This window comes from Pontibacter populi (assembly GCF_019336435.1).
In the GTDB taxonomy this organism is placed as follows: Bacteria; Bacteroidota; Bacteroidia; order Cytophagales; family Hymenobacteraceae; genus Pontibacter; species Pontibacter humidus.
Map to the genome: position 1 here is coordinate 300777 of NZ_JAHWXQ010000002.1, position 26582 is coordinate 327358.

The 26582-nt window shown below is 42.8% G+C and carries 17 protein-coding genes; 6 read left to right on the forward strand and 11 right to left on the reverse strand.

Features of this window, described 5'->3' with window-relative positions:
* Positions 1–85: 85 nt before the first annotated feature.
* From KYK27_RS07915 to KYK27_RS07935, 5 genes are all read right to left on the reverse strand, one after another.
* Positions 86–5032: a DNA repair ATPase gene (locus KYK27_RS07915; protein WP_199109499.1), complete on the reverse strand. Its 4947-nt coding sequence runs from the start codon at positions 5030–5032 to the stop codon at positions 86–88.
* A gap of 120 nt (positions 5033–5152) precedes the next feature.
* Positions 5153–7288 (reverse strand): flotillin family protein, encoded by a 2136-nt coding sequence (locus tag KYK27_RS07920; RefSeq protein WP_199109500.1) that lies wholly within the window; start codon positions 7286–7288, stop codon positions 5153–5155.
* A gap of 4 nt (positions 7289–7292) precedes the next feature.
* The gene (locus tag KYK27_RS07925) at positions 7293–7925 is read right to left on the reverse strand and encodes an OB-fold-containig protein (protein ID WP_199109501.1); all 633 of its coding nucleotides are present in this window, start codon (positions 7923–7925) and stop codon (positions 7293–7295) included.
* A gap of 114 nt (positions 7926–8039) precedes the next feature.
* The gene (locus KYK27_RS07930) at positions 8040–8771 is read right to left on the reverse strand and encodes a PspA/IM30 family protein (RefSeq protein WP_199109502.1); all 732 of its coding nucleotides are present in this window, start codon (positions 8769–8771) and stop codon (positions 8040–8042) included.
* Between the two features lie 11 nt (positions 8772–8782).
* Positions 8783–9181 (reverse strand): YbjN domain-containing protein, encoded by a 399-nt coding sequence (locus tag KYK27_RS07935; protein WP_233150335.1) that lies wholly within the window; start codon positions 9179–9181, stop codon positions 8783–8785.
* A 370-nt stretch (positions 9182–9551) separates the two neighbouring features.
* Between KYK27_RS07935 and KYK27_RS07940 the strand changes: the two genes are divergently transcribed.
* Together KYK27_RS07940 and KYK27_RS07945 are read left to right on the forward strand one after the other, a co-directional pair.
* On the forward strand, positions 9552–10349 hold the full coding sequence (locus KYK27_RS07940) for an XRE family transcriptional regulator (RefSeq protein ID WP_255532019.1): 798 nt from the start codon (positions 9552–9554) through the stop codon (positions 10347–10349).
* A 9-nt stretch (positions 10350–10358) separates the two neighbouring features.
* On the forward strand, positions 10359–10823 hold the full coding sequence (locus tag KYK27_RS07945) for a phospholipase D-like domain-containing protein (protein WP_199109504.1): 465 nt from the start codon (positions 10359–10361) through the stop codon (positions 10821–10823).
* A 744-nt stretch (positions 10824–11567) separates the two neighbouring features.
* Here KYK27_RS07945 and KYK27_RS07950 read toward each other — a convergent pair.
* From KYK27_RS07950 to KYK27_RS07965, 4 genes are all read right to left on the reverse strand, one after another.
* Positions 11568–12332, reverse strand: a complete 765-nt coding sequence (locus KYK27_RS07950) for an energy transducer TonB (RefSeq protein WP_199109505.1) — start codon at positions 12330–12332, stop codon at positions 11568–11570.
* A gap of 126 nt (positions 12333–12458) precedes the next feature.
* Complete coding sequence (locus KYK27_RS07955) at positions 12459–13514, reverse strand: hypothetical protein (RefSeq protein ID WP_199109506.1); 1056 nt, start codon at positions 13512–13514, stop codon at positions 12459–12461.
* A 63-nt stretch (positions 13515–13577) separates the two neighbouring features.
* Positions 13578–18554: an Ig-like domain-containing protein gene (locus KYK27_RS07960; RefSeq protein WP_199109507.1), complete on the reverse strand. Its 4977-nt coding sequence runs from the start codon at positions 18552–18554 to the stop codon at positions 13578–13580.
* Between the two features lie 325 nt (positions 18555–18879).
* Positions 18880–19794 (reverse strand): carboxypeptidase-like regulatory domain-containing protein, encoded by a 915-nt coding sequence (locus KYK27_RS07965; RefSeq protein ID WP_199109508.1) that lies wholly within the window; start codon positions 19792–19794, stop codon positions 18880–18882.
* A gap of 121 nt (positions 19795–19915) precedes the next feature.
* Here KYK27_RS07965 and KYK27_RS07970 point away from each other — a divergent pair, with 121 nt between their 5' ends.
* Positions 19916–20092 (forward strand): hypothetical protein, encoded by a 177-nt coding sequence (locus tag KYK27_RS07970; RefSeq protein WP_199109509.1) that lies wholly within the window; start codon positions 19916–19918, stop codon positions 20090–20092.
* 10 nt (positions 20093–20102) lie between these two features.
* Here the strand turns inward: KYK27_RS07970 and KYK27_RS07975 are convergent, their stop codons facing one another.
* Positions 20103–20990, reverse strand: coding sequence for a hypothetical protein (locus tag KYK27_RS07975; RefSeq protein ID WP_199109510.1), 888 nt, complete (start codon positions 20988–20990; stop codon positions 20103–20105).
* A 738-nt stretch (positions 20991–21728) separates the two neighbouring features.
* Positions 21729–22352: a TetR/AcrR family transcriptional regulator gene (locus KYK27_RS07980; protein ID WP_199109511.1), complete on the reverse strand. Its 624-nt coding sequence runs from the start codon at positions 22350–22352 to the stop codon at positions 21729–21731.
* A gap of 424 nt (positions 22353–22776) precedes the next feature.
* On the opposite strand from KYK27_RS07980, the gene KYK27_RS07985 reads away from it, so the two are divergent.
* The 3 genes from KYK27_RS07985 to KYK27_RS07995 all read left to right on the forward strand — a co-directional run bounded on the left by KYK27_RS07985 (position 22777) and on the right by KYK27_RS07995 (position 26194).
* Positions 22777–23148, forward strand: coding sequence for a hypothetical protein (locus KYK27_RS07985; RefSeq protein ID WP_199109512.1), 372 nt, complete (start codon positions 22777–22779; stop codon positions 23146–23148).
* A 717-nt stretch (positions 23149–23865) separates the two neighbouring features.
* Positions 23866–24642 carry an exodeoxyribonuclease III gene (gene xth, locus KYK27_RS07990; protein ID WP_199109513.1) on the forward strand — a complete coding sequence of 259 codons (777 nt, stop codon included), beginning with the start codon at positions 23866–23868 and terminating at the stop codon, positions 24640–24642.
* 151 nt (positions 24643–24793) lie between these two features.
* Positions 24794–26194, forward strand: coding sequence for an MATE family efflux transporter (locus tag KYK27_RS07995; RefSeq protein WP_199109514.1), 1401 nt, complete (start codon positions 24794–24796; stop codon positions 26192–26194).
* Positions 26195–26582: the final 388 nt, after the last annotated feature.

The window sequence follows — 26582 nt, forward strand, 5'->3', positions numbered from 1 at the left end:
CACATTAAATGGAGCGGCCTTTTCGACTTTTATTAAAGTCGTGATCATCTTAAACTACTTTAGATTGAAAGGTTAGCTACCATTTTTATTTAGATTTAAAATGACTCAATACTTCCTTAATGCCTTCCAGACCACCAGAAATATTTTCCATTTGGGTAAGCACCTGCCCTACCTGATTATTACCTCCTAGGCCTTTTATGCGCTGGTTACGAACAAAGGTTGCTTTAATGTCTTCCCAGCGCTTTGTATCTTCGTCTGTGGCTATACCTATCAGTTGCTTAAACTTAAGCATATTGGCTTCCGCTCCTGAGGTGAGAGTCTGCGACTCTGCTTCGTAATGGGAAAGTATGAGTGTCTGCAGTTCTTGCTCATTCATCACCGGCATTACCTTTTCAGTCAGCTTGTTCATGTTTCTATATGAGCCCTGTAGTTTAAAGGCCGGCTCTGTTCTGTATTCATCTGCCTGGGCTGCTGATCGAATATATTCTTTGTTCACCTTCAGAATCACATCCTGTATCTTCAGCAGCTTCTGCAGCACAAGCACATACTCATTCACTTCTTCCGGTGAATGGTTGCCTTCCAGTTCCATGCCTTCACTGTTGCCTGTTTCAGCTAGTTTGATCAGGGAGTATACATCTTTGTGGCTCTTCGCAGCAAGTTTTGCGAGCACAGTGTTGGAAGTAAGTGCATTTTCAATGTAGCTTAACTTAAATACGTCTTCTGTATCACCAATAATGTCACCCAAGTTATAAATGTCGGCACGGTTGGCCAGCATGTCCGGAATACGGAACTTCTCTCCTGTTTCTGTGTAAGGGTTTCCGGCCATCACCACACATACTTTCTTGCCCCTGAAATCATAGGTTTTGCTTCTACCTTTGTACACGCCTTCTATTTTGCGCTGGGCATCACATAGGGAGATGAATTTTTGCAGGAACTCCGGGTTGCAGTGCTGTATATCGTCCAGGTAGATCATCACGTTATCCCCCATCTCAAAAGACAGGTTCAGTTTCTCAAGCTCTTCACGAGCAGCAGCATTAGGCGCCTCAGTAGGGTCAAGGGCCGTTACCTGATGCCCGATGGCCGGACCGTTTATTTTCATGAAGATGATACCCAGGCGATTTGCCAGATACTCCATGATAGTAGTCTTACCGTAACCCGGAGGCGAGATCAGTAACAGCATTCCCATCAGGTCTGTGCGCTTTGTTTCGCCTGCGGTACCCATCTGCTTTGCCAGATTTGCACCTATCAGCGGCAGGTATACCTGGTCAATCAGTTTATTGCGCACAAAAGAAGACAACACCCGTGGCTTGAACTCTTGCAATCGCAGCTCTTCTTCAAACATATGTGTCATGTTCTTTTTCAGTTCTGTGAACTGTAAAAACTGTCTGGCAGTATGGGCGTTATAGTTTCCGAGTTTACTGATAAATTGATGGTACTGCAGCGCATACTGCTGGTCTTTGAAAACTGAATGAGTGCCCAGTAGTTTATCGAGCCGCTCTGTTAAAACTGTGTTCACCACATACTGACTGTTGAAGCTGTTTGTAAACAACAGTACAGAAGCTTCAACTACATATTCCAGTTTATCCTGTAAAGCAGCCTGCACAACAAAAGCTCGCACCCAGTGCTGCACCAGCTCAAACTGTTGCACCGGGTTTTCAGCCAATGCTTTCACAGAAGTCTCGAAAGCTTGAAGCACCCTATTCTCTGCCAGGTAATGCTTAAAACCTTCGTACAGATCGGCAGCCTGCTTATCTATTATAAAATGATTGCCGCACGAGACCTCATGGAATAGGTATTCGCCTGCGTCCTTAGCGGACACTCCTATACATAAACCTGTTGCAGTAATAAAGCTGTCAAGGTCTTCCTGAAGCTCCAGTATGATACTATCAAATTCATGCGTATCCGGGAATACCTGAAGTATAGCCCCCACTCCTTTTAACTGGTGATGCAATACATCCTTCCTTTTTTCTGAAGCAAAGCTCTTCCAGTATAGTTGAGCGCAGGCCCTGCTGGCAGATGAATAGCGCAGTAGATCGGCCGTTTTAATAAAGCGAACTACAGTAGCTAGAATAAGAGCTGCATCATGGTCATGTACCCCTTTCATGTAGCCTTCGTTAAAGCGCTGGGCCATGAAGCGACCCACATAATCTATCAGTTCTGTTTCAGTAAGCTTATGTAACTCTTCAATCGTGAGAACTCTGAAGCCATCCTCAGACTCAGCAGAATGTATAACCTTCTCCTGTGCTGCTTCCAGCATTTTATAAGCCAGGTACTCAGAACGGTATACTTCATTATTCTCCGAAACCAATGACTGCTCCCAGACCGGACGGTAGCTCAGAAAGGCTTCATCTGTAATCTTCTCGAAAAAATTAGTACCTGCCAGGTGAAAGTACATACTGTTATCCTGGTATACTACGCTCAGCTCCAGCGGCTGTGTGTTTACCGTGAACTGGTGTTTGCCCAGTTTCAGGATATTAGCTCCGTCTACAAAAAGCTCCTGCTTGTCTTTCAGCTGTCGGATTGCATCTTCCTTTACAGTTTTAAGCCTGCTCTGTATCGTATCAGCTTTAACGGTATCTCCTATCTTAAGCAATTCATCCACTGTATTCCGTACCTTCTCGATCATCAGATCAGAAGCGAAATAACCGTTTATCTCGTTAACGCTGCTGAATTTGCTGACACGGTTATGGACGGCTTTCAGGATCCTGTCTGCTGCCTGTTGCAGGTTGCCGGCTCTTTTGTTCAGCGATTCCTGTAAGGCTACTTTCCTGGACTCAAAGGCACTATAAATTTCTTCACGTTTAGAAGATATTTGCTCTATAAACTCATCGTAGTCCGGGAATTTGCCTTCCAGTTCTTCGAGCTGCACCATCAGCTTTGCCAGGTATTCCTCACACTTCTGTGGCGAATCACACACATCCAGGTAATTGATCACACTCTGGCTGATGAGCTTGATCTGAGAGTTAAATTCTGCCTTTCCTTCCTGACTCTGCAGTTCCTTCCGCTTGCGCTTTAGGGCAGCTTTTGTCTGGTTGAAATTGCCATAGATAGCCGAAATGGTATCGATGATTCGGGTAGTCTGCGTGGCATCATCTATCTTCAGGTTGCTCACTATATCGATCAGCATTTCAAGCTCAGATGCTATACTTGCTATCTCCTTATCTATGGCATCGGCTTCTACTACCTTTGCAACTACTTCAATAGATGCGTCTATAGTTTGCACCCGTTGCTCATATGGCTGCAATGCATCCGGTTTCAGTAGAAATGCTACCGTGGCATTGGCTGTATCTTGAGTAAAGTCCAGGAGTTGTAGCTCGTAGGCCTCCACCTTTATCAGGTCTGTGTATCGCAGATCCCGTAGCGAGATCACTTCGCCCCTGATGGTGCGCAACTCCGAAAGGTTCTTTACAAAATCATTGATGTGTGCTGCCCTTTGTATCTTTAGAGCATTTATCAGGTTATCGGCCTGGTTTAGCACCCGCTCTATTTCTGCTTTCGTATTCTTCTTGATGCTGAGTACCTTCTCATACTCATCAACTGTGGCAGTCGCTGTCTGACGGATTCCTGTCAGCGGACTGGCTAGTTCATAGGTTTCCTTCCTGCTCAGCCAATGGTAGGAGTCCAGCACATTGGTCGTGAGCTTGATCAGGTCTAAGTATAAGTTAGCATAGGAATCTTCCTTCTGCAGCAGGCTTAGCAGCTCGGTACATTCTGCCATTGCACGCACAATTTCCTTGTTGCCGATCTTGTACAGGTAAGAGTCCTGTGTTACAGGTATACTATAGTTCGGTCCAATGTAAGGTGTTTGCCAGATCTGAATAGCGTGATGCTTCTGCGCTTCTTCATCTGCCTTAAAATAACAAAGCTCCCCGTTTTCATAAATGGCATAACCATGGCAGATAACAGGTACCTCAATTTTCTGGTTGATCAGGTTGTAAGAGAGCAGCAGGTAAGTTCCCTGTTCCTTGTTGTAGAACACATATAGGAAGTCTTCACCGTTCGGCGAAACAATGCGCTTCTCAAACAGCATATCTTGCAGGTTGTTGTCAAACTCTTTGTACTCCCCTGTCTGCAGGTAGTAGCCATACGGGTAAATAATTCCCTGGCCGTCCGGCAGTAACACACAACTTTGCTCCAGCGCATCTATTCGCCTAACTTCATTTAATTTAGAATTGAAAACAAAGTAACGGTACTTGAGCTCTCGGTAAGGACGAATCTTCAGAAGTATAATATTTCCGATTATTGCGTAGTAGATCTCGGAGTCATCTAGAGTCTGATCTTTATCTTCTACAGTTTCAGAGTAGATGCCGCGGCCGGAATCTGTATTATCTTCTACTTTAATGGTAAGGTCGCCATTGATCGTCTCTACAAAAACTTTATCTTCGATAGATACATGCGGGAACCTGCCTTTGCGTTGTGCATCGCGTGTGGTGCGTTTCCAGGCAAAATCATGCTGATCGGGGAATATGAATTCGTGGTCGCTGCGGTTGTCAATATAGGTTAATGTATTACCCTGAACTGCCCACTTAAATGTTTTTATATCGCTAGCGCTTTTGCCCACCCGAAACACCATAAACAGATGACTCCCAATAACAGCAAACTTTACAAATTGCGTGTTCTTATAGTATTTGTATAGTTTCTGAAAGTCGTCTTTAAAGGTAGCATCACCGATCAGATCTAAAGCCTGCTGAAGAAAAGTATGATTCTCATAAGTATAAACGCCAAAAACATCACTCAGCTCCACTTCCGATTTTAACCCCAGATGCACATTATAGCCAAAGAGCAGGTTAGAGCCCACTGACACCATATCCCAGGGCACACAATTATGCTCTGTTGTTATCCTGTCGGTAGCCACCAGTTTAGTTTCTATTGCACCGAAAACCTTCTTGCGTTCCTGGTTCAGCTGATTCAACTGTTCCCGGAGTTCGTTGCCATTTTTATGCAGGCGGTTACGCAGAATCTCATAGGTTCCTCCTTCCAGTTGCACGTTATCAGATTCTGAAGGAATGGCGGCTGTTTTCTGATCTTCCATTAATTGGATGATTTAGTGGTTTGTAAAAGTTTGCTTGGGACTGGTCACATGTAAAAAACACCCCCGCCTCCTTGCAGGAATAACAGGGGTGTCTGGTTACTTACTGAACTAGTTTAAACTTTAGTTCAGGGAAATATAGGGCTTGTCGGCTATACCCATGGCGGTGGCAGTACTTGTTAACTGCTTCAGGGTATTTAAGGTACTTTCGTCAGCACTGCTTTGCATCATTTTAAATAACAGAGATGACACACTCAGGTTTCGAACATCATCCGATGTCATTCCGAACTGGTTGACAAAGCGCTGCAGGTTAGATTTGAAATCTACGTTACCGTCGCCATTTGCATGGAAGAAAGTATCCTTTACAGTTTCCAGCACATTGCTGTTGCCAACTAGCCTGTCTACTGCTTTACCTTTTGTTATGGAGCCTACAATCTGGTCGAAGAACATGGTCTCGCCACCCACAATATCAATCTTAGCAGCCTTCAACGCTTCAGATATAACTTCTGCCTGAGATGCGGCGATGTCTTTCTGAATATTGATCTGAGCAAGCTCAACTGACTTCTCTTTATCCAGACGCAGCTTGAACTCTTCGTGCTCTTTACCTACACCATCAAGTTTGCGCATAGCTTCGGCTTTCTCTTCTATACCTTTGGCATCTACTGTAAACTTCTCTCCGCTTACACGAGCTTCTGCCAGTCCTCTCTTCTCTTCGGCAGCAGCCAGGTTCTCCACTACACTTGCATCGGCCAAACCTTTCTCTTTGGCAATTTTAGCCGCGATCATACCAATCTTTTCATCAGCTTCGGCCTGTGCTTTCGCTTTGGCTAGTATAACTTCTGCTTCGGCTTCTCCTTCTTTTTGCATGGCCTGCGCTTTGGCTTCCATCACGTGCGCTTCAGATAAACCGATTGCAGCAGCCTGTGCAGCCTCAGCCTCAGCCATAGTTTTAATAGCCTGCGCACGGTTGTTAGCAGATACCTGCTCGGCTTCCGCATCTATGAGCATTTGCTTCGCTCTGAACTCAGCTGCCTGACGCGCAGCTTCTGCACTCTTAATCTCTTTTACTAAAGACTCTTCTGCTTCTCTTTCAGCATTTTTGATGGCAACCGCCTTCGTACGATCTGCTTCTGCAAATGCCTTCGTGTCTTTGATCTTTTCTTCTTCTTCTACTACTGCTTTCTCAACCGTTACACGCTCACGGATTATACCTTGAATGTTCTTACGCTCCTCTTCAATAGCCTTCTCTTTTTCTATCTGTGCAAGGGCTACAATACGTTCTTTCTCATTGGCTTCAAGTAGTCTTGCCTGCTCTACACGTTCAGTTTCAATAGCATCAGTACGTTGCTTGCTTCGCTCTGCCACCAGAATCTGACGGTCTTTATTTTGCTCCGCAATCTTTACTTCTTCGTCTGTTGCAATTCTAGCTTTCTCTGCCTTCAGACGTTCTTCATGGCGTACCTTTTCCATTTCCGCAAATTCGCGCGACTTGATGTTTGAAATCTCACGTTTCTGCTTTTCTTCGTTTTCGGCAAGCTGCTTTTCAAGCTCAAGTATTGTTTCCTGAGCTTCTACATTTTGCTTCTTTATGGTTTTCTCTCTCTCCCGCTCGATCAGGTTCGCCTGCACCTTCTGTCTAGCAGTCAGGTCAATAATTTTCTTAATACCTTCTGCATCAAGAATATTGTTCTCATTCAGGTTCGAAAGTGGGGTCTGCTCCAGGTAATCAATTGCACAGTCATCCAATACATAACCATTCAGGTCAGTACCAATTGTTTGCAGAATCTGGCGTTTAAAGTCATCACGGCTCTGATACAGGTCAACGAAATCAAAATGTTTACCTACCGTTTTCAGTGCCTCTGAGAATTTAGCATCAAACAAACTTTCAAGAGCGGAGTGGTCAGATGCTCTTTTACAACCGATAGATTGTGCTACCTGCACTACGTCTTCAGGAGTTTTATTAACACGCAGGAAGAAGTTCACTTTGATGTCAGCTCTCAGGTTGTCTTTACAGATCAATCCTTCAGAACCTGTACGGGAAATCACTATTGTTTTGATAGTGATATCCATCACCTCAAGCTTGTGAATAATAGGAATTACAAAGATACCGGAGAAAGACACTTTAGTATCACCCAGACCTGTTCGTACCAGTGCTTCGCCTTGTATGGCTTTTTGGTACATTTTAATAACGATGGCAATTAAGCCTAGCACGACCACCGCCAGCACAACAACGACGGTCCAGGATAAAGTTGTAATCATGTGATTAAATTGTTTCGTAAGGTTCTATCAGATAATATTTGTTTTCAGTATTGTATTCAATTACCAGGGCAGTCTCGCCCTTCTTTAAGCTTCTACCTTGGGTTGTTTTTACATTAAGTAATAGCGGAGAGCCACTGGTCTTTACAGTTGCCTGCCCTAATTCCATTGTATCAGCAGGAAGTATAACCGTACAAACCTGCCCGATAATAGTAGCCGAAGAATCATGTTCTTTCTCAAGCGCTGCAAAGATCTTTACAAAAGGAGCCGTCAGGACTTTGGCAACAAATAAAGATACTATAAGGGATGGAATCAGGTACATCAGCCCCAGTAGTTCATAATTGTTATTCAGATAGTGATTAGCAAGTATAGAGATGACCCATAAAGGCAGGGCCCAAAAAGTGAGAAACACCATGAGCGGCACTTTACCCAAATTAAAAAAGGCCAGGGCAGAGTTTAACCACGAAACAGAGGAAATGCCATCTACATCTACTTCTACTTCGGCTTCCACATCAGTATTCAAGAAATCAAGGTCCAGAAAACCAAAAATTACAGATAGCCAATAAAGTAGTACAAACACCAAAAAGGCGGTTGGAATAATGTTTACACTGGAAAAAGCGGCCTGTAACAGTTCTGACATAGGCTTTTAGTAACTATTAAACTATAAAACTAATACTATAACAACAGATAAACAGGCCCTTCACAAAATTTTAAAAATTTAGTATCAAAACAAGCTGTTACCTATTATTCCAAACTATTCCTGTCTGCCTTCTACTGGAGTTGTTGTAAGTCCTAACTTTGCTTTAAGAGCTGCAACATCTTCAGAAGCTTTACTTGCAGCACTTGTTTGTAAGGCTTTATCAATTTCCTGGTCAATGGTTTTGCTCTCATTTGCTATTTCTCCATAAGACTCAGCTAAGGCTTCCTCCACTGCTACTTTCTCTTTCATGCGTTCCAACAGAGCCACTGTACTGTGTGAGTCGATCTGGGCAAGTTGCTTGTTTATAGTTTTGGTAGCATTACTTACCGTAACCCGAGACTTCAGTGTCTTGAGCTCGTTTTCCCATTTACTGATCGTAGACTTTAGCTGTTTAATATTCTGGTCGAGTTGCGCAACAGAACCTTCGAACTTATGTTGGTCCTGTAGCGCCTGTGCTGACAACTTGATATTTTCTTCTTTTCTCAGCAAGGCTTCACCGGCTAGTCTGTCTGCTTCTGTGGTACTTAAATCGCCTTTGTGAGCCCGTTGCAGCAACTGCACAGCTTTGTTCTCATACTCCTGTGCTTTTTCACGGTAATTTTCCACATCATTTCTAGCACGTATGGCCATAGCCTTTACCTCAGCTAGCGCACGCAGACTTTTGTCCAGGTCTTCCTTCATATCACGGATACCTTGTTCCGACATTTTAATAGGGTTTTCTAGTTGATCAATGGCAGAATGAGTTTCTGCCTGTCCTATTTTAAAGATGCGTTTAAATATATTCATCGTATTATGCTTTAGTTTTTAGAGAATTGAATAAGCTGATCAGAATACTCGCTAAGTAGCAAAGCCAGTGAGTTAAAAGTCGCTTCTATTTCACACAGGTCCAGTGTTTCCATTTGTAGCGTGTCCCTGAAAATCACACGCTGGCCAGTTTCATCCAGCACAAAGGCGCCATGTATAATATCCCGGTTCTTTTGCAGCAGGCTCCGGTATATCTCTGTTGTCTGAACGGGCAATTCCAGCACATACTGCTCCATGATCAGCAAGGGATCTGTGCAGCCAATAACTAGGTTCTTTATACCTAAGCTTTCTTTCTCAACTACAAACACGCACTCCTGTTCGTCTTCGTGAATGATTTGAAAATCGAGCTCAAGCAAATAACTTTTAACTTTTAAAAAGTAGTTGTTTATCATAAAATGGATTCTTAAACAGTTGTCACAAATTATAGTCGGGCCTTAAAATCTTAAATCTTGTAATTAGGAAGATGTACAAACATTATCTGGAGTGAACCAATTAGCCACTTCAAACAGCTCTTTAAAACTCTCAGTTGCCACAGATCAAAGCATGATAAAAACACCATTCCTATTACTTTTATAAGTATAGCTAATTTTGCTATATAAAAATAGAGCATCTTTAATATTATATTACCACATAAGAACTCAACATATGCTCATATTTATAGCACACCACTAGGTTTATTGCGTTTTATTAGCTTGATTTGTTGATGTAATTATACTATAAAAATAAATACGCTCAAAATATTAGCAAGGTTATTTTTTTATTATGTCGTATATCGGGAAGAATATTAAGAAGATCAGGATGGTCAAAAAGCTAAGTCAGGCAGCCTTTGCCGAGCTATTTAACTTAGCCAGACCAAGTATTGGAGCCTACGAAGAAGGGCGTTCTGAGCCTAAAATCGAGACTTTAGTGCAAATATCTAAGCACTTTGGTTTATCTATTGATATGCTCCTAACCCAAGAATTAACTATAAATGACCTGTATGGATTTGATATATTTAAGCGAGACTATACAAAAGAAGAATCGCTCAAAAAAGTAGCAGACTTAAAGACAGTCACCGAACCGGCAACAGTACTGGTAGAAAGCAATCACGCTTTTACCTACATAGCTAACCTGCATAAACAGGAATACCTTCAACAATTACCCGCTTTACAGTTTACAAGCAACACTTCTAACACAACGCGCGCTTTTGAAGTAAAAGGCAGCGAAATGCAATATGAACAGCATGGGCTACATGCTGGCGACATACTGGTTTGTTCTATAGTAGACAAGTCAGATGCTATTCAGCTTCAGCCAGGAAATATATATGTCATGGTAACTCAGAACCAGATCCTGGTCAGAAGACTTTCTAACATTTCTTCTGGAAATAACCTTCTCTTAAAAACCGACAACCCATACTATCCACCTCTTGAGGTAGCTTTAGCTGAAGTATTAGAAATATGGGAAGTGATAGGGGTTTACAGCACTTCATTAAACCCACCCAGCATCGTAGAAGAACGCCTGACTCAGTTGGAGCAAACTGTTCGACAATTGACAAGCAAAATAACCAAGTTAGAAAAATAACACTTGTCTATGAAAGAAATAGAAAAACAGATCAATCGGGCATATTTTAGTCCGGGCACCGAGTGTCTCAATGCAATTCTGGATAGTATAAATAATGCTGAGTACTCATTAAAGATTTGCGTTTTTACTATCAGTGATGACCGTATTACAGCAGCTATTATAAAAGCTCACCAGGAGGGGGTTCAGGTTAGACTGTTAACTGATAACGAGAAGCTTTTTGATAAGGGATCAGACATACGGGAATTGGCAGCAGCAGGTATAGAAACACGGGTAGACGTAACACAGTACCACATGCACCACAAATTTGCCATCATAGACAATGAAGCTTTACTTACTGGCAGCTACAACTGGACCCGTAGTGCTGCCAACTATAACCATGAAAACCTTCTAGTGACTAATCAACGGGATATTGTTACATCCTATCTTCTAGAGTTCGATAAGTTATGGGATGAGATGCCGCTATTTGATGAGTAGAAATCACTTTCTACTCAGTTTAGGAAACACTGTAAGTGGTATTGAAAAAGTTTTCAATTATAGTTTAAAGTATCCATTTACAGCAGCCAAATCCTTGTGGAAATGGTTCGACGATTCCATCCTTTGGTCTACTTAAAAGCCCCTCAGTTAATTCTGAGGGGCTTTTACTTTCTGCACGTATTCTATTCATCCACATTTTGCTTCATTATTAGCTACTCGGCATGTTTGTCTTTATTTTGTGAGGTGGCAATAGGCGCATTGGAGCAGAACGCTGAAATAAGCGTTAGGCTATATCTTACCGCCGGTTGGAATTATAAATTCTTAGAACCATGCTTAAAGCCTTAGTTATCATTTTTGTTTGTGTAGGCTTCATTTACATTTTGTTTTATCCTTTTTTGAAGCACGCTGTTAACAGAAAGAAACTCTTGAAGGGGTTCCTCATCCTATATGCTGTTGTTGCTGCTATCTCTACTATTGGGCGATCCCAACAATCAGGAAAGTCAGGCATAAAGAAGCGATGCTTAATTTAATATCCACTGCATTCCAAAAGAAGAGCACACTAGGAATGATAAACAGATACATCCAAAAAGCTCTCTGCCAACTGAAGGTCAACTTATCCCCATGCGTAGTTAAAGGGTTCTTCACGTGGTGTTCTTTAAAATTCTTGTACACCACATCAAAAGGCTCTAGCAGTCAGGAGCCTAATGATGTGAGATAATGATTTATAATCTATTTCTTTACTTCTTATTTGGGAAGCTTAAAGAATACCGGCAAGGCATAGTTAACCCTGACTACCCGGCCATTCTGCTTTCCGGGGTTCCAAGCCGGCATGCTTTCAAAGACCCGAATTGCCTCTGCATCCGTGCTTTCACTCAGACTTTTTAATATTTTGAAATCAGTCAGCTCTCCAGCCTTGCCAACAACGAATTTAATCACAACCACGCCCGCCACTTTTTTATCCAGTGCATCTTTGGGATACTTTAAGTTAGCAGCCAAGTACTTTTCCATCGCCGGCTGCCCGCCAGGAAAATCAGGCATCTGTTCGACATATTCGTAAGGTCTCTCTACCGGAGGTAGTACTTCCTTCGAAGCGATTGTAACCGGAACAGATACCTGCACCGCCACCGGTTGCCCCCCTTGCTGTCCTGGCTTCCAGCCCGGCATAGCCAATGCAGCTTTAATGATTTCCTGCTCCAATGCTTTGTTGGTTTCGAGTTGCCGCTGTTCCTGCGGTATAAACGTTTCACCAATCGTGGCTTCAGTCACCTGTCCCGTTTTACCAATAACCAGGTTAAGAGTTATAATGCCACCCTGGCCACGGTTTACATCAGCTAACGCTCTTTCAAAGTATGGATTTACAGCCTGGGTGCCACCAAGCAAAGCTGGCTTCTGATCTACCTTAGAGTAAACTTTATCAGGTGCTTGTTGGGCTGTAGTTTCTGTTAGGACGCCTACTCCTACCTGTAAAAGCAAGGCACAAACTAATCCTTTTGTAAATGTATAATTCATAATCTATATAACTAATAAACACTTTTGTTTGGAATGCTAATCAAATTGATTGCTGTTGATGAGGTAAATAAAGATAAAGTAAATACTGATAGCGTAATAAGTTTATTTGAATACCCTGTGTTAAAATTAGTAAAAAGTGTAGCGGTAGAATTTAGATTCGGAAGGTTGTCCGTTGGCATATAAAATGACAATGCCTTCCAGCAACCCTTGCTCATTGTAGTAATAGTTAGTTGTTGTGCCTCCCTCCTTTTCTTTCAGAGTCGCTCTTCCAGTTGCATCTCGCGTATATGCGCCATCATAGTATCCTGTCTCTTCCATAAGCTTGCCAGCTGCATTGTAGGTGTAGGTACTATTAGGCACGCGTCTGCCTTCAGCTGAACGGGCTATCTTGTCTAATACAGGATAAAAACCATACTTGGTAAATAGAAGCCTTCCAGCTTCCGGGTGCAGACGCAGGTATTGAAAAACTTCCATCTCAAAATCAAGTTCCCCTGATTCTACCAGTTTTCCAGCTATCACCCTGTCATAGTAATAATCCGGTTCGCTTAATCCTTTAGGAGAATACGATAAATGATCTCTGCGCTGGATACTTTTATCTGCACCCGCAACATAGGATCTGGTTAAGCTTACAGACTCATAAGAACTGTACTTTCGGCGGGTCTCTTCGTACGTCGTATCATTTTTAACCCAAGTGCGGGTTGTAGTTTCCCTCACCCATTTTTGAGCATCTGAATCCCAACTAAAAGCGCCAGCAGCCTGTTTTTTTTTTGGCACATAGCGGTGCTGGTTTCTCAGCATCCAGGTAATTGCACTTTTGTCGGTATCTCCTTCTTTACTTAGGCCATCGTATTGGGTAAACATCTCCATTAAACCATTCTTGCCATAAGCATAATCTGTTCTTCCACTCACTTTGTCCGGATAGTATGATTCGCTTCGTATCAAGCGGCCTTGCTTATCAAACAACTGATAGTTTGACAAAAACCGGGGGTCGGTCAGTTTTCCATTATAGTAGTTATCTGATTCAACAAACACTTCTTTGACACCTTTTCGTTTGTAAAGCGATGTTATGTCCTCACCATATGCCTTATCCAACTCCTGCCCTTGTGCCATACAGGCAAAAGGAAGGAAGAAAAGAAAGGCTGCAAAGCCCAAAGGTATCTTATCGTAAGGTGAAGATGGCATCTTTAATCTTTGTTATTCATAGGTTTCCTTACTAAAAAGAGAAACCACAGGCATTTAGACTTTTTAATTGACCACAACTTTTTTGGTTGTTGCGGCCTTACCATCTGATAGGTAAAGGAAATAGATACCAGGCGCCAGGTGGGCTACTGCGACCTTCTCACGTACTTCATTGTCCAAGACACGCACAGACTTGTCAAACACTAATTTTCCCTTACTGTCATAGAGCATCAATGCGACTGCACTCCTTTTTAGCCCTTCCAACAGGATGTGCAAGTCAGAATGGACCGGATTTGGAAAAACTTCGATGCGGGCCTGTTTTTCCAGATCTTCCAAACCCGTAACGGAACTCATACGCCACTGAGATGATTCTTTGTTTAGGTTGCCTGCTTTATCTTTAGTAGCTCCCTTTGGAACCTCTACAGTAATCATACTCCCTAGGGAGGGTTTGATTTCAAGGTTGTAACTTGCTTCTGACCCGGAAAAGGAGTGCTTTTCAGCCCCAGAAACCACTACATCTTCAATAGTAAAGCCTTCTACAGGTTCATCAAAGTTCAGTTGAATTAACACCGGATCCTGTGTTGTGATACTGGAAACCGTACTGCTTATATGCACACGAGGTGCAGTTCTATCCAGCCTGATTTTAACATCATGGGTACTGATGTTTCCAAGATTATCGCGTAGCTCCATGAATACATATTTATCACCGTCTTGACCTGAAAACTCATTACCTTCTCCATTGTAGAGAATATTCCAAGTTTTTGTTACTCCTGCAGCTTCCCACTCACTCCAGATTCGATCATTCACATAGCCATTGGAGAAACGCATTTCTATGGCATCATCCGGTATGATTTCCAATTGCACCAGCGGGTTGTTGGTAAAAGTAACTCCCTTATTGATGGTTATAGCGCCGGCTGGTCCCGTCTTGTTTATGATAAATCGGACGGTGGTTTGGTTCCCACAATCATCTTGAGCTACCATTTCATAATTTCCATCCTCCCATATCCCGGCGCCGCTATAAATTTTGGTCCCATTCAGCGTAGCAGTACCCTCATTAAAATATAGGTGTACGTTATGATTGTAAGCTTCACCATCCGCAACGCCAGTTATAATGGGTGCCACTTTGTCTATCTTAAAATTAAGGATAGTCCTATTGCCAGCCTCATCGGTTACATATAACGTATATTCAGCATCATCAGAAAGAGTAGTACCACTCAATATCTTTTCAACAGAATATTTACGTAAAGCACTTACATAGCCATTTCCTTCAAAGAAGATAGTTCGTGCTGAGTTATATTTTCCATTGTCCTCTACCCCGGTAATCACAGGCGGGGTGAGATCGATCGTAAATCTTCCGGAGATACTATTGCCCGCCTGATCCGTAACTACCACTGTGTATTCTCCTTCCTGGCTAACCACAACACCACTTTCAATGGGCTCTCCATTCAGGGTTGCGCGGGGGGAGGGCCAGTTATCACTAAATGTAACTGTTACCGGTTCGTTATGCAGCTGGTTTCCTATAATATTTGTGGTAGGTTTGCGTTTATCTATTGTACAAGTAACTTCAGTGTAATTCCCTGCTTCATCTGTCAGGCGAATTTTATAATACTTTTCATCGCTGAGCACAATCTTCCCGCCAGTATAAGTATAGTTTTCGTTCAAAAGCGCCGCGCCTTCCGTAAACGTTACCGTCTGTTCAGTATTATAATAGGCCCCGTCTTCAATACCGCTTAACACAGGTGGTGTTCTATCGATTGTAAATTTATCGGGCAGAGTTGCAGGCAGGCCATCAATGACCCGGCTTGCCCCTTTGTCATTTTCCATCCGCAGCTCAATTGTTCCCTCACCCGTTCCTGTTACAACACGGACAGCAACAGTACTGCCTAAGCTATTGCTTACTTGTTTTATATATGCACCCGTAAGACCTTCCGTTGCAATTGAAAAGTTTTCCGCTGTTAATCCATATATAGTGTAACTAAAGGTGATATAAAAAATTACTTCTTCAACCTTGGTTTTGAGCCTAGGAGATCCTCTCATAGAGGAGATTTCAGCATGTGCCGGAGCAGTTGTAAACAAAACTTGATTGCCATAGGATATTCCCACATCATTCATAGCATAGGCCCGCGCAAAATACCTTGTGCTCGGTTGTAAGTCAGTTATTGTACCTGAAAATGCCCCATCACCACTTTCCAACACCAATTTAGGGCCGGCAATAGTTGTTATGTTAGTAGTGCTGCTATATACGATGCCACGCTCCAAGACGGTGCTACCGCCATTGTCTGTTATTTCACCTCCTATCGTAGCTGAACTTGGTGTAATAGAGTGAGCGGCTGAGGTTGTGAGTGCCGGAGGCACATGCCCCTGGTAATTGATAGTGTAAGCAGGGCTTGCTGTATTCAAATTCCCAGCTGCGTCAGTTGCTTTGCCGGCAGCTATAGTTATGGTAATATCCCCTTTAACGGCGGGAATTACGCGCAACGTGTAAGTAGCTTCACTGCCAGAAAATGCTCCTATGGTGCCACCTTCCACGACAATATCGCTGGCAATGAAGCCTGTGACAGGCTCGGTAAATGTGATGTCAACAACTACAGGGTAAGTAGTGTGTGGTGTATCGCCAGCAATATGCATAACAAGAGCCGGTGGCGTCTGATCAAGTATGATGTCGTTTGCATATACTTCCGAAACATTCCCAGCATCATCTTTTAGTTGCAGGTAAACTGTCTTTTTTCCATCTCCATACATCAGTGACCAGCTTGTTGTGTACTTTACAGTAGTCCAGCTCCCCCAATTGACACCATTGTTAGATAGACGCATGGTACTAGCACCTGACTGGGTAATAGTTAAAGTAACAGAGGTTTGGTTGGTATAACTACTACCGCTATTAATGGTGAAGCTCCCGGTAGGTGGGATTTCATCCAGGTCTTTGACACTTAAAGTAAATGGCTTTTCAACAAAGAGGCCTTCTGTATCTGTACTTCGAATACGAATGGTATATGTCTTCTTCACTTCAAAATCCGGAATGTGGCTAACCTTCAAAGCACTTCCAGAAATGGTAAAAAGCGCATTGTCTTCACTGCCTGTCCCTTCTACCAGCGTGTAGGTATATCCATCCGTATTATCATCAGTTGTGGACAAGCTCGCCACCGTGGTTCCGGTAGCTATATTTTCTGTTATAAGGCTTGTAGAAAGTAAAATGCCCGAAGGAGGGTCATTAGCGGGTGTAATCGTGATAGTTTTAGTAACAATTCCACTGGCAGTATGGCCATCATTTACTGTGAAGCTGATGACACGAGGTGTTAAGTCTGGATTTCTGGAAGTATTGGCATAAGTAACGGCTCTAAGGGCAGCCTGCCATTGTTGCAAAGTGGCGGTGGCACCTTGCGAGTGAAGTGAAAGCCTGCCCACGGCGGCATCGTAGTGCGCGGTGATGTTGCCTGTAGTGGCTGCATTACCAGAAAAACCAAGTATATCCTGGTCGCTTTTAAAGTTACTGGAGATGTGGATGTTAGCCGAAAGTAAAGTAGGTTTGTCTCCAGCAGTTAATATAAAACCTGGATCTACAGCCACTGGCACAGGTACAGGTACTGTATAGGGGGCTTCTGTGAATTCGGTAGAGCCTTCAGAAGTAGCTATTGTAGCCGCCTGGTGAAATACACCTTCCGTACTCAGTTTCACTAACCAAAAATCGCGTGCACCTATGGAATTATCACTTTTATCGCCACTAGCCACACCTGCGGTATAACCTCCCAGGATAAACCCTTTATCTGTTGTTTGCTGCATAGCATACAGGTTGTCATTATCTTTTGAACCAAGCCCCAGGTCCCATGACTTACTTCCATTGCCATCGACTTTTATCAACCAGTAGTCGTTTCCTCCATTAGTGGGTTGGCTCTTATCTCCTATAGTAATGTTAGTACCTGAGGTGGTATAACCACCAATTAGAAAGCCACCATCATCTGTCTGGATAACAGCGCTGGCATAATCATCCCCTGTTCCACCAAGCGTGGTATCCCACATTTTATTGCCAGCAGCATCAAGGCGCAGTATCCAGTAATCCCTGACCATTATTACTGCCTGACTTTTATCTCCTGACCTACCAGATTTAGAGTCGCCAACCAGAATATACCCTCCGTCAGGTGTTTGTTGAATAGCACGCAAATCGTCTGTCCAGCTACCCCCCAATGTTTTGTCCCATTCCTTTTTACCTGACCCATCCAGCTTGACAATCCAGTAGTCGCTGTCCCCCTTCGATGGTTGTGATTTAAAAGCATAGGCACTCGAATAAGACCTTCCGCCCAGAATGTAGCCACCATCACTGGTCTGCTGGAGATCTGACAGATAGTCAACACTATTTCCCCCGATGGTTTTGTCCCATTGCTTCTTGCCAGCCGCATCTATTTTAACAACCCAGTAGTCCTCTTGTCCATAGGAGCCTTCTGACTTATCGACAAAACCACTGCTAGAATGGCCTCCCAAGATGAAACCGCCGTCTGTTGTTTGTCGCAAGGCAGAAAGATGGTCGTCTCCGTAAGAACCAAACCGCTTGTCCCACAGTTTATTTCCCTGCCCATCGATACGCACAATCCAGTAATCATCATTTGGGCCCAGGTTGTCGTAAATGGCCATATCCTGGCTCCTGTCGCCTGATTTTGGTGACCTGGAGTAGCCTCCTAAGATATACCCCCCGTCTGAGGTCTGCTGCACAGCGCTAAGTATATCAGCCCCGCTACCGCCAAAGGTTCTATCCCATTGCTTGTTACCGGCAGCATCCGTTTTCACGACCCAGTAATCCACACCTCCTCTGGAAGTCTCAGACTTATCGCCTGAAACACCAGAACCGGAATATCCTCCTAAGAGGTAACCACCATCATTTGTCTGAATTACAATTTGTAAAGCCTCGTCATAGGTTGCTCCTATGGTTTTATCCCATAGTTTATGAGGTGCGTGCTGGGCCTGCAGCGGGTGGAATACCGTAAAACATAGTAGAAATAGGACAAAACGTAAAAGTCGTCCTGTGAAGGGTGCGTAGAAGTTTGAATGCATAGGTTGAGATCTTAGCACAAATATAAAAAAAGAAAGCAAAATATCTTGGATAAATCCATCTGATATAAGATGTTATGGTACTCCCATCTCTGTGTTGGTTTAGTAAAAATACCACTGCTAAGAATGGTAATAGGCAAAGTTTTATAGTTATTCAACCACTATACAAATGATGCCATGCAGTATAAGCTGGATTATTAGGGCTCTTCTACTGATTTCTAAAAGCTTTTATCCTCTTTATTTAAGTAGCATTCTAGCTTTAAGCTTACCCTAGCAAAAAATCATTATGATAAAGTTTCTCTGGCATGCAGTAGGCTTTGCATCTAACCTAATTTGAAAGTATCAGCTCAATAGCTGGCAAGATATACTTACCGCTATGCGCTGTATTTTGTAGTCTATTGCGTTCTACCTTATGCCAAACTCCTTTTATCATCTGCCAGCTGTTTTTATCTTCGTCACTAGAAATAGTTCCTACCATGGGCTGGTAGGAACTTCTTTTATGATCTTGGGCTTCCCCTATTAAAGAGCCTGATTGCTTATCCGTGTTTTTATAGACATGTTTATTTCTATCTATGATCAGCCATTCGATGGCTATAAAAAGCCCTTCTTCTGGAAACCGGAGGTTTAAATCTTCCAGGTTAACTCTTGTTGAACTCTTGCCTTTTCGGGCAATACCTTTGATACTATGTTGATGCAGGTACTCGCCTGGCTTGCCATCAGCACTAACCCGATAGAGTCGGATGTGAAATAGGGCATCCTCACTATCAGAGGCAGTTAGAATGCTAAGTTGCTTTAAGAAAGCAGTTTGTTGGTATGCCTGGTTGTAAGGAAAGTAGTTGGCTATTATCCTAGGAAAGCCACCGCTACCTAAATAATAGTTAATAATAGCTTTGTTGTAGGTTTTGATTTTAAGACTGCGGGTATTTGGGGAAGCTAAAACTCGGACTTCTGAAAGCAAGATGGGTACAGGCTGCAAGTAAACTGTGTCAAACAAAGCTCCTACTTTAATCCGTTTGTTTTCATACCCAATTGCTGTAAAGAGTATAAAATCCGCACTATCACCTTTTATTAATGAAAAACGTCCGGCTTCATCCGAGGTAGTACCTGTATGTTTATGCTCAATCCAAATATTACTGTAAGGTATTGGTGCTTTTGAGCCTTTATCACTAACCACCCCCTTCACCTGACTTCTTGCCTGCAGCGAAAAGAAAGTTAGTAGAACAACAAGTATACTTTTATTCATTGCATATGCCAACAAAAGATCACTGAATCTTAATAACACCAGGCTATAAACCAGATGCCTGAAACTGAAAGCTAAGCTACATCTGGACTTAAATTTCGCTTACAAAAGTAAAGTATAAGCAATGTTAGGTAAAGGCCAGCGTTGGTATAAAGAAGAAGTTATTCTCGTTTATGGTGCGTTTATGCAAGCCAACGGATTAGGACATGCTGCGAACGAGGCAAAGCCAAGAATGAACCCTGTGCCAAGTTGGCGTGAATTAATTCTGGTCGCTTCATTTGTGCTTTCAGCTCTAAAGTAAACGTTATCGCCTACCAGTCGATACCTTTGAGTTCACCTGTGCCTTTGAATTTTGAGAGGGTGATAAACCCAAAATGTCTCTTTGTATATACATCATAGCTACCATCTCCATCAGAGGAAGGCTCTCCTTTATATACTGAATCCTTGACTATAAAACGCTCCAGCACTTCTTCATCATATGGGAATCCATTCTCTTCCACATATTTTAGGAAAACGGTATCCCCTATTTCTTCTGCTTTGTCAATATATGATCGTTCCCATTGGTAAGAAGGAGAGTTTGCTCCACTACCTACAGTTACTGTATCAAGTACCCAGTCCCCAATCTTCTTGCTAAAGGTAAAGTGTAGTTTATCCTCTGACCAAACTCCAGATGCAGAATAGCCTTGTGAGTGATAGGTGACTGTAAAGCCTAAGCCGTTTCCATCTATCAATATTTCTGCTGAGGAGGTAATGCTATTATCAACATTTTCAAGCCCAAAAAACTCGTTAGTCTTATGCTTCAACTGCAGGTGGCCATTGCGCTGTCTTAACAAGAATAAAGTTGGCAACTTTGTATTCTCACTGTACTCTTCAAGCTCTTCATCTAAATACTTCGGATTAACCAAAGAGATTATGTAATCTTCCAATGCATCGCCGTTCAAGTCTCCTTTAACAAAGTTGAAGACTTTGTAGGATTCAGGTATAAAAGGAATTATTTCAAGTGAAATAACATCCTCACTATCGCTGTCAAGCATGAATTCGCGAGGGCTCTGTTCTGCTACATTTGTTGGTACTGAATCAGGATTGTTGGAATGTTTAAGGGAGGTAATTTTCGATTCCTTGTGTATTTCTTTACTACCACAGCCAGAGATGTAAATAAAAGTTGTACTAATCAAAGCAAGGAAAATTAGTTTATTCATTTTATAATTATTTGTGAATTGTGAAAATCAGCGTATGAGTCTTATTCAGTAAATGTATAAACCTTCTAAGGCCTACATTATAACTTTCAGGAAATCTAATATAACCTATTTTCTATAATAGTTAATGATCTAGCCTAACTATTATGTGGCTAATGATTAGGTGTGTTTAGGCGCTTGTTTTGCTTTTCTTAGTTATAAGACAAGTATACAACTAAGTGCACCTGAATGGATAAGTGCACCTGAAAGGAAAGCAAAAAAGGAGAGACGGCTCAATAGAAGGGCGAGCGGTGGCAAACCTGAGATTAGTACAGGAAAGAATAGGTGGTTAAAGTGTAGGGGCATTCTTTCCATAAACGCCAGGTTAAATAAAGCTGGTCCGGTAAGAGCAGTTGTTTCAACAATGCTGGGTTACGAGAGGCCTATTCTACGGCCCTCTCAGGAAGAAGATAGTCCTCAAGAGAAGTCAAATCTCTGTGGAAAAGGTTCGATAATTCCATCCTTTGGTCTACTAAAACAAAAGCCGCTCCAAATCAAATGGAGCGGCTTTGTATTTCGATGATTTTAACCGAAGGGGGAGACTTATCGAACTTTCCTCAGAATCTATGGCATTAAAGAAGCCATATCTATTACAAAACGATACTTAATATCGTCTTTTAGCAAGCGCTCATATGTTTGGCGGATAAGGGTGAATTGTTTATCTCAGTATACACGCCTCGTATGCTCATTTATTTTTTGGATTTAATCAATTTTCTTAAGCCAATCTGTAATTTCGTTTTTCAATTGGATATGAAAGTATGGAAGAAGCAACGCCACAGTCACTGCCACATAATGCCGCACATGCGCTTCTGGACTTAAGTGTCTGTACTTCGGTAATCTTGCATATCTTACCCAACTGTCTGAGATAATGAACACCTGCTCAAACAATAGCGGAAACAAATAGCCTTCCACCTTGGCTACAAAAACCCCATTCCTTTTATACATTTCGAAAATGGCTAAGAACATTTCCCTCCTACTCAGGAATAGGTGCTCATAAGCCGCGTATACCTTAGGGTATGATTCTAGTATAGTTGTAGATTCAATAAAAAAGAACATGTACCGGTACATGACTTTGTAAATGTGTGTCAAGGGCATTATCAGTGCCTGGGCGTTTATAACCTCAGCTACGGAGCCGGTTGCGTAGGAAGTTATCTCCTGCTCCATTTCTGAAAAGATAGTAAGCACCAGTTCTTCCTTTGTTTTAAAGTAATATCGCAGGTGACCATCGCTGATCGCTAATTGCTTGGCAATATCACGGAGCGTAGTTTTAATGATGCCCTTCTGGTTAAAGATTTCAACTGCCTGGCTTACTATTTTTTCCTTCATTCTAGCTCTTTGGAGCTAAATTACAAAAAAAGTAATTATCTTTGCATTAGCTCGCACGAGCTAGACAAATAAAATTTCTTAAGTGAGTCTAAATTAGTCCATAGTACCTTACCTATTTCAGCAGTTTGCTGCTGTAGTGGGTTTTATTTAATAATATGAACGCCAGCAAAAAGTGCCCTCACTGCGGCCAATGGTCCCGTTGGACTCAAAATCCCGCAGACCGCTGTCAGTATTGCCAAGGTATACTTGACCCTACAACTGTTGCCCGACAGCAAGCCCAGCAGAAACGAAAGCAAGAAGAGAATCAACGGTTCTCGGTAGACTTCATCAAGGTTAACCCTAACGATCCGTGGTTTACCAGATTTTACAAGCGAATCGGGCTGGGTTTTCAAATCGCGTTTGTATCGCTCGTTTCTCTTTTCTTATGGCTCATCGCGTTGTTAGCCGGGTAAGCTGGAGTACCCTCAGTCTGCAGTTCTGGGTGCTGGCAGCGGTATATCTGGGGCATTGGGGATGGTGGTATCTGGCATTACCAAGACCTGCATGGATGCAATATTACTTAGATGATTTGCTTTGCCTACCACTGGTTCTCACGCTCACCTTATTTGTGCTACGGTTCTTTTATAAGCCTCACCTGCGCCTTTCCTGGTACCACGTCGCTTTTACAGTGCTATATTTTTCGCTTGCTTTTGAGGTTTTCTTCCCCAAGTTCATGCCCCGCTACACTGCAGATTGGGTTGACGCATTACTTTACACAGTGGGCGGCGTGATTTTTTACAGGTTCCTGAACAGGTAAAATTAATTCCTTGGTTTTTAAGTTCACTTTCCTGAGCTCTACCCTACACCTCCATAGCTTAGATCAAAATAGTTGTGTCAAGGTAGAAATGGTTCGATAATTCTATCCTTAGGTCTACTACTATAAAAAAGCCGCTTCAAGTGATGGGGAGTGGCTTTTTTTGGTTCTCCAACTTCCCCTTCAGTTAGACATATTGAACTATTTATGAAGTAGATAGTCTCACACTTTTCAAATATCTCTGATTTAATTCTATTTCTTTTTCTGAAGAACCAGATTTATCTTTCTTGTTGCTACTGTTGAATTATAGCTTCGTAGCAATAGGGTTTCGCCCTTCAACACATCACCAATCACGAAGCCTTTCCTAGTCCAGTAAACCAGTTGGCAGCTATGCCATATATGAATGAGTCTGGTACCACTCTACCTGTCATTCTGTAGCCACTTGATGAATTCAGGAGAAGTAAGCCCACAGGCTGACATTTTCTTCACTGAAAACAGCGCCAGTGTGGGTTCTCTTTATTCCTGCAATAGCTGCTCCTGACATCTCCTTTTAGAGCTTCCCATAAGGCCTACGTACTACCTATAGTTTAGCAAGCTATTACCTACAGTTGTATGTGCTACAGAAATTATCAATTGAACCTAGAGCAACGTACTGGTAAGGATTGAGCAGTTAGAAGCTCTAATGATATGTACTAAAGTTTTTACTCAACTTGAAATTTCATGAAGATTGCTACCTATAACGTTAATGGTATAAATGCACGGTTACCTGTTTTACTTAAATGGCTTAGTACTTCGGCACCGGATATAGTTTGTCTGCAGGAATTAAAAGCTCCGCAGGAAAAATTTCCAGAAGCAGCAATAGCTGAAGCAGGTTACCAGTCGGTCTGGCATGGGCAAAAAAGCTGGAATGGAGTGGCTATACTTACCCGAAACATGGCAGTTCATGAACTTGCAGTTTCACTTCCAGGTGACCCGGAAGATGCACAGAGCCGCTACATACAAACAGAAATTAATGGTGTACTAATTGGTTGCCTATACCTACCCAACGGCAATCCTGCGCCCGGCACCAAGTTTGACTACAAGCTACGCTGGCTAGAGCGATTTAAAGCTTATACTGATACGCTGCTTAAACTAGATAAGCCTGTTGTACTTACAGGAGACTTTAACATTATACCAGACGAAGTAGATGTATACAAGCCGGAGCGCTGGCTTGAAGATGCGCTCTTCAGACCCGAAGTTCGATCAGCCTTTCGTTCTCTTACAGAGCAGGGTTGGATAGATGCTATCCGTAAACTATACCCTAACGAAACGATTTATACTTTCTGGGACTACTTCCGCGGCTCCTTTAGCCGAAATGCTGGACTGCGCATCGATCATTTTCTACTCAGCCCGCACCTGGAAAGCAGGCTAACTGCAGCCGGAGTAGACAAGTATGTGCGCGCATGGGAAAAGACCAGCGATCATGCCCCGGTTTGGATAGAGTTAAAAGATGAGTAGCAGTCTACCTTGATACTTCTTTGTCTGGATAACTGCTCTTCCCCATGTACAATCAACCTTAACAATTTATTATCATAAAAATCAGAATATTTATACCTGATATCATTTAGTTCGTTTTCAGCTACAAGTAATTATCTCATGACTACTGTATATGTCTGCAAATAAGCTAAACGAATACCTGTATCTGGTATGGTCTGCGATTAAAGGCAAGGAGTATGACTACACGACCCTTGGCATCAGGCGCAGTATCGTTTTACTGGCTATTCCGATGATCCTGGAAATGCTGATGGAGTCCCTGTTTGCTGTAGTTGATATTTTTTTTGTTGGTCGGCTCGGGTCTGATGCGCTGGCGACAGTAGGTCTTACCGAATCAATCATGATGCTGATCTACGCGGTAGGCATGGGTATAAGCATTGCAGCTACAGCTATGGTATCGAGGCGCTTCGGGGAAAAGAATTACCGAAAAGCAGGTAGTATTACGTTCCAGCTGCTAATTACCGGTACCGGACTCGCAGTCCTTCTGGGTGGCACTGCCTTATATTTTACAACTGAGATCCTATCCCTGATGGGAGCATCAGCTGAAGTAATAGCTACAGGGGCTAACTATGCACGAATCATCTTTGCTGGTAACTTTGCCATTATCCTGCTTTTCTTAATTAACGGGGCGTTCAGGGGTGCCGGATTGCCGCACCTGGCTATGCGCGCGCTCTGGATAGCCAACGCTTTCAATATTGTACTTGATCCGCTGCTTATCTTTGGTCTAGGACCAGTCCCCGGACTAGGCCTGGATGGTGCAGCCTGGGCCACTACGATAGGCAGAAGTATCGGCGTGCTTTACCAGCTTTATCATTTGTTCAATGGCAAACATTCGCTAAAGATACTGCGCGAAAACCTGGTAGTTCGGGTACGTGTGATCATCAAAATCCTTAAGTTATCTTCCGGCGGAATCGGGCAATACCTGATTGACTCGGCCAGCTGGATTTTCTTAACCCGCATAATCGCAGAGTTTGGCAGTCAGGCGCTGGCAGGGTACACCATTGCTTTCCGGATCATCATTTTTACACTATTGCCAGCCTGGGGATTATCGTCAGCAGCAGCTACGTTGGTAGGGCAAAACTTGGGGGCCCAAAAAGCAAAGCGAGCCGAAGTGGCAGTGTGGTTAACAGCCAGGTATAATGTAATTTTTATGGCTATAATTATGGTGGCCTTTCTACTCTTTGGCAAGCAACTTTCTGCTTTCTTTTCAGACGATGCAGTTGTCATTTCCATTTCTTCGGAAGCTTTAAAGATCATCACCCTTGGGTACATCTTTTTCGGACTTGGGATGGTGATGGTGCAGGCATTTAACGGTGCCGGCGACACGCGTACTCCTGCCCTGATCAACATTGGTGTGCTGTGGCTAATTGAAATACCGACGGCCTATACATTAGCGATACTGCTTAACATGGAAGCAACTGGTATTTTTATAGCTATTGCTTTCTGCCACTCTTTGCATGCGCTGGTAAGCTGGTGGTTCTTCCGGCAGGGTAACTGGAAGATCACCAAAGTATAAATTCCAGCAAAGGCTACTACGCTAGTATTTTACAATAAAAAGCCTTTGCCAGTAGCTACTCGGTAATGGGTTTAAAACTGACTAAGTGAATAACTTTTTACACTTCCTACAAAGGTAAATATCATGAAAAGCCCTATTAAGAGGAAGAATAGACCATATCCAAGGCTCCTAAAACAGCCATGTCCTGGTGGAAATGGTTCGATAATTCAATCCTTTGGTCTACCATAGTATAAAAGCCGCATCACTTTAAATGGAGCGGCTTTTTTGGTTCGAAATTTTAACCGAAGGGGAGACTTATCGAACTTTTCAGATAACAAGTCCAGCTTTCGAAATCGCCTTTATTATATTCTATATCATTATGACCTTACAACGGGCTAGAAGCGCATTC